Origin of the sequence: Streptomyces sp. 150FB, assembly GCF_000818195.1 — a bacterium.
Lineage (GTDB): Bacteria > Actinomycetota > Actinomycetes > Streptomycetales > Streptomycetaceae > Streptomyces.
In genome coordinates this window covers 1,833,835-1,844,697 of the sequence record NZ_JTHL01000001.1, presented here as the reverse complement: position 1 = coordinate 1,844,697, position 10,863 = coordinate 1,833,835, and the positions used below count along the sequence as shown (strand labels likewise).

Annotated in this window: 10 protein-coding genes; 7 read left to right on the top strand and 3 right to left on the bottom strand. The window is 71.2% G+C overall.

Annotation, left to right across the window (positions count from 1 at the left end; translation table 11 throughout):
* Positions 1-1,802, top strand: a 1,802-nt coding sequence (locus tag QR77_RS07595) for an FAD-dependent oxidoreductase (RefSeq protein ID WP_052488590.1), incomplete at its 5' end; no start/stop codon positions are given.
* 64 nt (positions 1,803-1,866) lie between these two features.
* Here the strand turns inward: QR77_RS07595 and QR77_RS07590 are convergent.
* The gene (locus tag QR77_RS07590; RefSeq protein WP_040020476.1) at positions 1,867-2,073 is read right to left on the bottom strand and encodes a hypothetical protein; all 207 of its coding nucleotides are present in this window, start codon (positions 2,071-2,073) and stop codon (positions 1,867-1,869) included.
* 12 nt (positions 2,074-2,085) lie between these two features.
* The gene (locus tag QR77_RS07585) at positions 2,086-3,297 is read right to left on the bottom strand and encodes an inorganic phosphate transporter (protein WP_040020475.1); all 1,212 of its coding nucleotides are present in this window, start codon (positions 3,295-3,297) and stop codon (positions 2,086-2,088) included.
* Between the two features lie 155 nt (positions 3,298-3,452).
* Between QR77_RS07585 and QR77_RS07580 the strand changes: the two genes are divergently transcribed.
* The 3 genes from QR77_RS07580 to QR77_RS07570 all read left to right on the top strand — a co-directional run bounded on the left by QR77_RS07580 (position 3,453) and on the right by QR77_RS07570 (position 6,942).
* Entirely contained in the window at positions 3,453-4,115 is a 663-nt protein-coding gene (locus QR77_RS07580; RefSeq protein ID WP_040020474.1) for a class II aldolase/adducin family protein, read from the top strand.
* A 115-nt stretch (positions 4,116-4,230) separates the two neighbouring features.
* Positions 4,231-5,358 (top strand): alpha/beta fold hydrolase, encoded by a 1,128-nt coding sequence (locus QR77_RS07575; RefSeq protein ID WP_040020473.1) that lies wholly within the window; start codon positions 4,231-4,233, stop codon positions 5,356-5,358.
* A gap of 234 nt (positions 5,359-5,592) precedes the next feature.
* The gene (locus tag QR77_RS07570; RefSeq protein ID WP_040020471.1) at positions 5,593-6,942 is read left to right on the top strand and encodes a hypothetical protein; all 1,350 of its coding nucleotides are present in this window, start codon (positions 5,593-5,595) and stop codon (positions 6,940-6,942) included.
* A 57-nt stretch (positions 6,943-6,999) separates the two neighbouring features.
* Here the strand turns inward: QR77_RS07570 and QR77_RS07565 are convergent, their stop codons facing one another.
* Entirely contained in the window at positions 7,000-7,395 is a 396-nt protein-coding gene (locus QR77_RS07565) for a VOC family protein (RefSeq protein ID WP_040027476.1), read from the bottom strand.
* Positions 7,396-7,695: 300 nt separating this feature from the next.
* Between QR77_RS07565 and QR77_RS07560 the strand changes: the two genes are divergently transcribed.
* The 3 genes from QR77_RS07560 to QR77_RS43320 all read left to right on the top strand — a co-directional run.
* Entirely contained in the window at positions 7,696-9,294 is a 1,599-nt protein-coding gene (locus QR77_RS07560) for an ABC-F family ATP-binding cassette domain-containing protein (protein WP_040020469.1), read from the top strand.
* 441 nt (positions 9,295-9,735) lie between these two features.
* Positions 9,736-9,957 carry a helix-turn-helix domain-containing protein gene (locus tag QR77_RS07555; RefSeq protein ID WP_006123601.1) on the top strand — a complete coding sequence of 74 codons (222 nt, stop codon included), beginning with the start codon at positions 9,736-9,738 and terminating at the stop codon, positions 9,955-9,957.
* Positions 9,958-10,116: 159 nt separating this feature from the next.
* On the top strand, positions 10,117-10,863 hold a 747-nt coding region (locus tag QR77_RS43320), incomplete at its 3' end, for an enoyl-CoA hydratase/isomerase family protein (protein ID WP_107069062.1).

The window sequence follows — 10,863 nt, the reverse complement described above, 5'->3', positions numbered from 1 at the left end:
CGGGCGCGCACGGCGGCCCCGCCGCCGACTGTCCGCCGACCCGTACGGGCATACGCGGCCAGCAGCCCGGCGCCTACGACGTCGGCCACGCCGTACGCGACGGGAACTTCGACGCCGGACGGGTGTCCGACACCGGCGAGCGCTACGACCTGGTGGTGGTCGGCGGCGGCATCAGCGGCCTCGCCGCCGCGTACTACTACCGCAAGGCCCACGGGAGAGGCGCGCGCGTGCTGGTCCTGGAGGCGCTGGACGACATCGGCGGCCACGCCCGGCGCAACGAATTCCATGTGGACGGACACGAGTTGCTGTCCAACGGCGGCACGGTCAACCTCGACACGCCGAGCACCTGGTCCGCGCGGGCACGCGCGCTGGTCACCCAGGATCTCGGCATCGACCTCCAACGGCTCGAAGCCACCGTGGGCTCCACGGCGTACGACCCGTACAAGCTCGGCAGCGGCACCTTCTTCGACTCCGAGAGCTGGGGCACCGACCGGCTCGTGGTCCGCAAGAGCGGCGAGTCGTGGGAGTCCTTCGCCGCCAGGATGCCGATGTCGGCGAAGGGCCGGGAGGACCTGGTCAGGATCCGGACCACCACGGAGGACTTCTACCCGGGCCTGTCCGACGCCAAGAAGAAGGAGATCCTCGCCCGGCTGCCGTACGAGACCTATCTGCGCGAGCGGGTGGGCGCCGGCGACGAGGCGATCCGCTATGTCCAGCGCTCCACCAACGGGCTCTGGGGCGTGAACGTCGACCGGGTCGCCGCCGCCGACGCCTTCGCCGTCGGACAGCCCGGATTCGCCGGGCTGGGGCTGGACAAGACCCCCTGGCCCGGCGCCGGTTCGACACCGCTGATGCATCTGGCCGAGACGGAGGAGGACGGCTACTACTTCTTCCCCGACGGAAACGCGTCCGTGGCCAGGCTGCTGGTCGACCGGCTCGTCCCCGGCGTGTTCGGCGCCTCCGGGAAACCCGAGTCGATGACGGGCATCGTCACCGCGCGCGCCCGCTACGACCGGCTCGACCAGGAGCGCTCACCCGTCCGTATCCGCCTCTCGTCGACGGCCTACGACGTACGGCACGTCAGCGAGGCGCAGCCGGGGCGCGGTGTCGACATCAGCTACTCGCGGGCCGGGCACAGCTACCGGGTGCGCGCCGCGAACGTCGTCATGGCCTGCTGGAACTCCGTCGCCAGCTATGTGGTGCGGGGCCTGCCGGCCGAGCAGACGGCGGCGATGCGCTACGGCGTCAAGGTGCCGCTGGTCTACACGCGGGTGGCGCTGCGCGACTGGCGGCCGTTCGCCGCGGCCGGGGTGTCCCGGGTCGCGACGCCGACGATGTACTGGAGCAGCTTCGGGCTGCCCGACGTCAGCCGGATAGGTGGTTTCGAGACACCGCACGACCCGTCGGAGCCGACCGTGGTCAGCATGACGAAGACCCCCAACAAGCCGGGGGTGCCGTGCAGGGACCAGCACCGCGCCGGACGCGGCGAGCTGATCAAGACCGAGTTCGCCACGTACGAGCGGGAGATCAGGGACACGATGGCCCGCGCGCTGGGCTCGTACGGCTTCGACCCGGCGACCGACATCGAGGCGATCACCGTGAACCGGTGGGCGCACGGCTACGCCTACGAGTACAACTCCCTCGACGACGAGGCCATCTTCGAGCCGGAGGACAAGCAGCCCTTCACGGCCGCGCGCAGGCCGCACGGCCGGATCGCGATCGCCAACTCGGACGCGGCGGCTTTCGCCTACACCCACGCGGCGATCGACGAGGCGTACCGCGCGGTCCACGACCTCGCGTGAGCCCGGGGGAGGGGACCGGCCGTCCGGTCGGCCCCCTCCCGCGGTCCGTGCTCCGGTCCGTCCGTCAGGCGACGATGAGGTAGATCCCGTACGCCACGGCCGCCGCGCAGAGCGCGAACGACGCGTACGCGGTGACCGTGGCGGGCGCGGAATCCCGCTTGGCGAGTCCCACGATGCCGACGGTGAACAGTCCGACGAGGCCGACCGTGGCCACGAGGCTGACACCGAAGACGGAGCCGAGGGCCGCCCAGTCGATGCTGTCGATACTCATGCTGGTCCGTCCTTAAACCGTGGCGGTACGCGCCGGAGCCTGCTGCTCGCCCGTGGCGGCGGCGGGAGGGGCGGGAATGGTGACCGAGAGGTCCTGGACGGAGGCGGCGGGCAGCACTACGGCGTCCGCGTTGACGACGTTGGTCGCGTCGACCGGCTCCCGGCGCGAGGCGAGCCAGATCGCGCCGGAGGCGGCGACCAGCAGGACGGCGACGGCGGCGATCCCCCAGGGACCCCGCGAGGTCAGGAACTCGGCCCCGGCGGCGACCAGGGCGGCGGCGGGCAGGGTGAGGCACCAGGCGACGGCCATCCTGGTGGCGGTGGACCAGTGGACGACTCCGCCCCTGCGCCCGAGTCCCGCGCCCATCACGGCGCCCGAGCAGGCCTGCGTGGTGGAGAGCGAGAAGCCGAGGTGGGAGGAGGCCAGGATGACGGTCGCGGCGCCGGTCTGGGCGGCGAAGCCCTGCTGGGGCTTGAGCTGGGTGAGGCCCGAGCCCATGGTGCGGATGATGCGCCAGCCGCCGAGGTAGGTGCCGAGCGCGATCGCCGTACCCGCGCTGAAGATGACCCACAGCGGGGGATTGGAGCCGGGCGCCAGAACCCCGCCGGTGACCAGCGCGAGCGTGATGACGCCCATCGTCTTCTGCGCGTCGTTGGTGCCGTGCGCGAGGGAGACGAGCGCGGCGGAGGCGATCTGACCGGCGCGGTAGCCCTTGGCGGTGGCCTTCTCGTCCGTACCGCTCCCGATCCGGTAGGTGAGCCGGGTGGCGAGGTAGGCGGCGAGGCCCGCGACGACCGGGGCGGCCAGCGCGGGGATGAGGACCTTGGTGATCACCACGCCGCCGTTCACGCCGGAGGCGCCGACGGACATCAGGGTGGCGCCGATGAGGCCGCCGAAGAGCGCGTGGGAGGAACTCGACGGCAGCCCGAGCAGCCAGGTGCCGAGATTCCAGAGGATGGCGCCGACGAGCGCCGCGAAAATGACTTCTGTACGAATGCCCTGTTCGTTGATGAGTCCGCCGGAGATCGTCTTGGCGACCTCCACGGACAGGAACGCGCCGACGAGATTGAGGACCGCGGACATGCCGACCGCGATCTTGGGAGTGAGTGCGCCCGTCGAGATGGTCGTGGCCATCGCATTGGCCGTGTCGTGGAAACCGTTCGTGAAATCGAACACAAGAGCTGTCACGATCACAATTGCGAGCAGCAGCGTGAGGTGTTCCATTTACCCGATCAATCGTTCGACGTCAGGGTCCAAGTGAACGTAAGGAGTCAGGGTGAACGGTAGATGAACTGAGCACGTCTTCATGGTGTACCACCTGCGGTGTTGTTGCCCAGGCACCGTTTCCCGCGCGAGCCGCGACTGACAGGATGCGCCGCATGACTGATCAGGAGCGGCAGGACACCATCGAACAGGCCTGGCGTGACCTCGTGGCCACCGCCCGCAGGACGGCGGCGGAAGGCCTCGTCGTCGGCACGTCGGGCAACGTGTCGGTACGCGCGGCGGGGCTCATTCTCGTCACACCGAGCGGTGTGCCGTACGAGCGACTCGCCGACGAGAGCCCGGTGGCCGTCGACCTGGACGGACGGCAGGTCCTCGGCGATCTCACCCCCACCAGCGAACTTCCGCTGCACCTGGCGGTCTACCGTTCCACGGAGGCGAAAGCGGTGGTGCACACACACGCCGTGCACGCCACCGCTGTCTCCACCCTCGTATACGAACTGCCCCTGATCCACTACATGTCGGCGGCCTTCGGCGGCGCTGTCCGGGTCGCGGAGTACGCGACGTACGGCACCCCCGAGCTGGCGGCGCACATGCTCGCCGCGCTGCACGAACGCACCGGCTGCCTGCTCAGGAACCACGGAACGGTCGTCCACGGGAACTCCCTGGACAGCGCGTACGACAACACCGCGCAACTGGAGTGGATGTGCCGCCTCTGGCTCGCGGCCAGCTCGGTGCCCGGCCGCGAGCCCTCGCTGCTCTCCGAGGCGCAGGTCGGTGAGGTCGTGAAGAAGCTCAAGGGATACGGCCAGCGACCCTGAGCGCCCGGGCCCGGCTGTATCGGCGTCCCGCCCGCGTCCCGCCCCGCCCCGCCGTGCCGTCATCCGACTGCCGCGCCCACTGGCCGTACCGTGCGGCCGTACCGACACTGGGACAGTGCGCCCGGCTAAAGCGACGGCAGCGGCCGTCACCACGATGATCGGTATCGGTGTGGCCGCAGTCGCGGCCGGCCGGTACGCCAGCGATGTCGCCCTGAGGGCGTCGTCAGGGCGCGCCTTTCCCGGCGACCCACGACTCACCGTCCACGCCACAGCGGCGGGCCGGATCACCCTGACCCGCTGTCTGGCGTCCCTGCGGCCCGGTACGTACGGGCTGGAGGGCCGGGGCGTGCACGCCGTCGCGGGGGAGGTGCTCGAAGGCGAGGCGCACTCCGCCGACACCGTGGTGCGGCGGCTGGAGCGCGTCAGCCACGGCACCCTGGGGCCCGGCACCCGCGTACGGCTCACCCCGTCGGTCCACAGCGGCGACCCCGCCGGCGCCCTCGGCCTGGAGTACCGGGACGTGACGGTCTCCGGCGAACTCGGCGATCTCCCCGCCTGGTTCGTCCCCGGCAAGCGTGACACCTGGGTCATCACCGCGCACGGCCTCGGCACGACCCGTGAACAGCCCATGAACGTCATGGAGTTCCTGTCGGACCAAGGGCTTCCCGTGCTCGACATCACCTACCGGGGCGACGCCGGCGCCCCCAGGACCCGGGAAGGCATCAGCAACCTCGGCCGGTCCGAATGGCACGACCTCGACGCCGCGATCCACTACGCGGTCCGCGCCGGCGCCGACCGCGTCGTCCTGTACGGCTGGTCCACCGGCGCCTCGATGGCGCTGCGCGCCGCCGCCGGATCCACCCTGACCGAGCGGATCAGCGGACTCGTGCTGGACTCCCCGGTGCTCGACTGGGAGGCTACCCTGCGGGCCCTCACGCGCGCCCACCGCGCGCCGGCGCCGCTCGTACCGCTCGCCGTCAGGGCGGCCCAGGGCAGGACCGGGCTGAACGGCCACCGGCTGCTGCGGGCCGCCGACCCGCGCGACATCCGGGTCCCCACGATGATCGTGCACGGCCCCGACGACACCCTCGCGCCGTGGGGCCCGTCGCGTGAACTCGCGGCCAGGCGGCCCGAACTGGTCACCCTTCACAGCGTTCCGCTAGCTCCGCACGGCGCGATGTGGAATGCGGATCCGGCGGGCTACGAGGAGATGCTCCGCCGCTTCCTCATCCCCCTGATGTAGGGCCTGTACTGGCCTTTTCCCTTCGTGACCGGTCGCCGGACGGCCCCGCCCCGAGGGGGTCCTGAGGGCCTGCCTCCGCCGTTCCGGGACCGAGGAGACAGGTTCCGTTTGGGCTTTCGGGCGGTCACCGGGAAGACTGCCCCCGTGACGTCCCGAAAGCCTGATGAGCAATTGGCGCGCAACTCCAGACTCCGACTCGTCCGCTCGCGGCCGCTGACCTCGGCGCGAGGGGCCGTGGCAAGCGGACGGACCCGACCGGCACCCAGGCCTCCGGAGGGCACTCCGCCCCAGGCGGAGCTGGCCCGGCAGGCGCGGGCGGTGCTCGCCGACGCCGTACGGATCGCCCGCTGGGCGGCCGACCGCGACCCCGGCGCCGGGCCGCTCGCCGAGGAGGCGCAGGAACGCGCGGCGGCCGCGCTGGATTTGACTCAGGACCAGGTGCGCGCGAGCTGGGACCGGGCCAGGCTGGCCGGACTCGTCGAGGTCCACGACGGCACCGTCCGCCCCGGCTGGCGGCTGCGCGCGTGGGACAGCGACGACAGCGCGGTCCTGCGCGGCTGGGTCGCGCTCTTCGACGCGTGGTCGCTCGTCCACCCCGCCCCCGAGGACGTCGAACCCACGACCGTCGCCGAGGTCGTCGAAGCCGTCCCGCAGGTGCTGTCCCTGCTTCAGCTCTCGGCGGGGCCCGTGACCGCCCCCGCCCTGCTCGACCTGCTCCAGCAGCGGGTCGCCGAACTGCACGAGGAGCGCTGCGAGGTCCCGTACGGGCCCGAAAGCGCCGCGGCCGGGGCCGAGGACGCGGGCGGCCTCGCCCTCGCCGTGGAGGCCACGGCGCCGGTCGCGCCCGCAGCGCCGCCGGCCGTCCCGCTCCCGCCGCTCCTCGACTGGGCGCTCGAAGGGCTCGCCGCCGTCGGCGCGCTGATCCTGGGGAAGGGGCAGGCGACCCTGACGCCGCTCGGGAACTGGGCGGTCTGGGTCAAGCTGGAGCAGATCTGCGTCGCCGCACAGAGCCCGGCGGGCAATATCGAGGCATCGGCCGAGCACATGCTGCGCGGCTGCGCCCGGCTCACGCCCGGACCTGCCAGGGCCGAATACCGCGCCTGGCTCGCCGCCCGTACCGTCGGCAGCGCCATCAGCGAACTGCTCTCCGTCGCCCGGGGCGAGGACGCGCTGCTGCGCGGGCTCGCGTTCGAGGCGCTGCGGGTCGTCGGCGCCCCCGCGGAGCCCGGCGTACGGGCCGTCGCCGACGACAGCTCGCTCCGGCCGTACGCGCTGCTCTGGCTCGCCGAGTACGAGGGGGCCGACCCCGAGGACGTCCACGAGGTGCTCACCCGCGAGGAGTCGACCTGGCTCTGGGTGGACACGGCGGCGGCCGTCGCCGACCACGGGGAGAGCGAACTGCTCGTACGCCACCTGGACTCGGCGGTGCAGGGCAATGTGCCCACGCTGCTCCGCGAGGTCAGAGCCGTCGGCCACCCCCGCACCGTCCAGGTGCTGGTGGCCCTCGCCGCCGCGCACCCGGATCCCACCGTCGCCAAGGCCGTGCGCAGGGCCGCCTTCCAGGTGCACAACGGGGAGGGCTGAGCCCCGGGGGCCGGTCGGGCGGGGCGGGCGGGCTCCCGGCCGCCCCGCCCGACCGGCTCAGCCGCAACTGCTCGGCACGTACGTCCCGAAGCTCCACACATTGCCCTCGGTGTCCCGCGCCTTGTAGTCGCGCGAGCCGTAGTCCTGGTCCGTGGGCTCCATCAGGATCTCCACCCCGTGCTCCACGGCGCGCGCGTGATGCGCGTCCACGTCGTCCACCACCACGTACACCCCCACCGGGCCGCCGCCCCGCATCACCTTGGCGAGGAGGGTGTCCCGGTTGATCGACCCGAGCATCGCCATCCCGTTGCCGTACGCCAACTCGGCGTGCGCCACGCCGCCGTCCTCGGTCTCGTACACACTGACCTCGGTGAATCCGAAGGCGTCCTTCAGCATCCTGATGGCGGCCTTCGGGTCCTCGTAAAGGATCGTCGGATACACGCTCGGCACCATGGTCAAGCTGATCACCTCTTCGCGGGCACGTCGGCCAGGCTCGGTCTCGACTCGATTGTGACCTGGATCTCAGTCTCGCACCGGCCACCGACAATCCACCTCCGCGGGGCTCCCGCACCCCCTGTCACATGGGCCGGGACCCCGCCCGCGACCCGCGGGTGGCCGGGCCACCGCCCGCGCAAAGTAGTTGCGCCGTCCCGGTAGACTCGGACGTATGGCATTTCTCCTTGTGCATTAGCCGGCGTCGAAGAACTCCCTCCGCCTGCCCTTCCGCCGTCCATACCGCCCTGGAGTCTTTCCGTGATCACCGCAACCGGCGTAGAGCTGCGCGCCGGCGCCCGCATCCTCATCGCGTCCGCCTCCTTCCGTATCGCCAAGGGCGACCGCATCGGCCTCGTCGGCCGCAACGGAGCCGGCAAGACCACCCTCACCAAGTGCCTGGCGGGCGAGGGCATCCCCGCCGCCGGCACCATCACCCGCTCGGGTGAGGTCGGTTACCTGCCGCAGGACCCCCGTACCGGCGACCTGGACGTGCTGGCGCGCGACCGCGTCCTGTCCGCCCGCGACCTCGACTCCGTACTGAAGAAGATGCGGGAGAACGAGGAGCGGATGGCGAACGGCAAGGGCGCCACCCGCGAGAAGGCGATGAAGAAGTACGAGCGCCTGGAGACCGAGTTCCTCACCAAGGGCGGATACGCCGCCGAGGCCGAGGCGGCCACCATCGCCGCGGCGCTCGGCCTGCCCGACCGGGTGCTCGCCCAGCCCCTCCATACGCTCTCCGGCGGTCAGCGCCGCCGCATCGAGCTGGCCCGCATCCTCTTCTCCGACGCCGACACCCTGCTCCTCGACGAGCCCACGAACCACCTGGACGCCGACTCCATCGTCTGGCTGCGCGACTACCTGAAGAGCTACCGCGGCGGCTTCATCGTGATCTCCCACGATGTCGACCTCGTCGAGACCGTCGTCAACAAGGTCTTCTACCTGGACGCCAACCGCTCCCAGATCGACGTCTACAACATGGGCTGGAAGCTGTACCAGCAGCAGCGCGAGTCCGACGAGAAGCGCCGCAAGCGCGAGCGTGCCAACGCCGAGAAGAAGGCGGCGACGCTGAACTCGCAGGCCGACAAGATGCGCGCCAAGGCGACCAAGACGGTCGCAGCGCAGAACATGGCCCGCCGCGCCGAGCGCCTGCTGTCGGGCCTGGAGCAGGTACGCAAGTCCGACAAGGTCGCCAAGCTCCGCTTCCCCGAGCCGGCGCCCTGCGGCAAGACCCCGCTCACGGCCGAGGGCCTGTCGAAGTCGTACGGATCCCTGGAGATCTTCACCGACGTCGACCTCGCCATCGACAAGGGGTCGCGCGTCGTCATCCTCGGCCTCAACGGAGCGGGCAAGACGACGCTGCTGCGGCTGCTCGCCGGGGTCGAGAAGCCGGACACCGGCGAGGTGACCCCCGGCCACGGCCTCAAGCTCGGCTACTACGCGCAGGAGCACGAGACGCTCGACCCCGAGCGCTCCGTCCTGGAGAACATGCGCTCGGCCTCGCCCGACCTCGACCTGGTCGAGGTGCGCAAGACGCTGGGCTCGTTCCTCTTCTCCGGCGACGACGTCGACAAGCCGGCCGGGGTGCTCTCCGGCGGCGAGAAGACCCGGCTCGCGCTGGCCACCCTGGTCGTCTCCGCCGCGAACGTACTGCTGCTCGACGAACCGACGAACAACCTCGACCCGGCCAGCCGCGAGGAGATCCTCGGCGCGCTGCGCACGTACAAGGGCGCCGTCATCCTCGTCACGCACGACGAGGGCGCCGTCGAGGCGCTGGAGCCCGAGCGGATCATTCTGCTGCCCGACGGGGTCGAGGACCTCTGGGGTGCGGACTACCGCGACCTGGTCGCGCTGGCCTGACGGCGGGGTCCGTACGCGGGTCACCGGACCGCTTCCGGTTCACGGTCCGGGGCCGCTTCCGGCCGGTGGCTCGGTGATCCACTCCACTTGATCCACTCCCGCTGGATCATTCGGCTCAGCGGTGATCCTTCATCTGAGTGAGAGCGTCTCGTACCCCGGCGTGGCGACCCGTCGACCGGGCGCGGTCCGGCACCCTTCCGGCCCCCCTCCGCGCGTACGGCGCTGACCTGGTATTTCTTCCAGAATTTGAATCAAGGGCTAATGCACCGATGTCCGAAATGCCGGTCCCGGGTGGTGGTCGGACCCAGAAGTCCGACAAACCTTGTTGCACGGACATTGCCGAATGGGTGGCCAGGACGCCCGCTAGGGGTGATCATGGGAATTCCATAGGGGGAAACCCATAGCGGGAATCCAGAGCGCACTTCCCACGAGGAGGCACGGGTGGCCGAGACTCTGAAGAAGGGCAGCCGGGTAACCGGCGCCGCGCGCGACAAGCTCGCGGCAGACCTGAAGAAGAAGTACGACTCCGGTGCGAGCATCCGGGCGTTGGCCGAAGAGACCGGCCGCTCCTACGGATTCGTCCACCGGATGCTCAGCGAGTCCGGAGTCACGCTGCGGGGACGTGGCGGAGCCACGCGTGGCAAGAAGGCCGCTTCGGCCTGACGACCGCGCACCGCTGCTCCTGCCACCGGTTCGGACAGAGGACCACCCGGTCGGTCGAGAGATCGCCCGGGTGGTTACTGTGCAGTCACTTAGCTCTGAGCTTCGTTGCTCTGCGGCTGCACACTGCCTGACGTCTGACGCCCGAACCGGAGGCACCCCATGACTTCGTCCGACCCTCTGCTCGACAAGGACGGCGTACGTCTCACCGTCGAGGACGCGGTCGCCACGGTCACTCTGACCAATCCGGCCAAGCGCAACGCCCAGTCGCCCGCCCTCTGGCGCGCGCTGGCGGAAGCGGGCAGCTCACTGCCCGGCAGCGTCCGGATCGTGGTGGTGCGCGGCGAGGGCAAGTCCTTCTCCGCCGGGCTCGACCGGCAGGCGTTCACCCCCGAGGGCTTCGAGGGCGAACCGTCCTTCTTCGACCTCGCGCGGCGCTCCGACGCGGAACTCGACGCCGCCATCGCCGGATACCAGGACGGCTTCCGCTGGCTCCGCCGCAGCGACATCGTGTCGGTCGCCGTCGTCCAGGGCCATGCGATCGGCGCCGGATTCCAGCTCGCGTTGGCCTGTGACCTGCGGGTCGTCGCGCCGGACGTGAAGTTCGCGATGCGGGAGACCAGCCTGGGCATCGTGCCCGATCTCGGCGGCACACACCCGCTGGTCGGCCTCGTCGGTTACGCCCGCGCGCTGGAGATCTGCGCGACCGGACGCTTCGTCCAGGCCGAGGAGGCCGAGCGTACGGGCCTCGCCAATCTGGTCGTCCCCGCAGACGAGCTGGACGGCGCGGTGCAGGACCTGACGGCGGCCCTGCTGGCCTCGCCGCGCGACGCGGTGATCGAGACGAAGGCGCTGCTCCAGGGCGCCGCCGGGCGCGGCTTCGACGAGCAGCGCGCTGCCGAGCGCGCG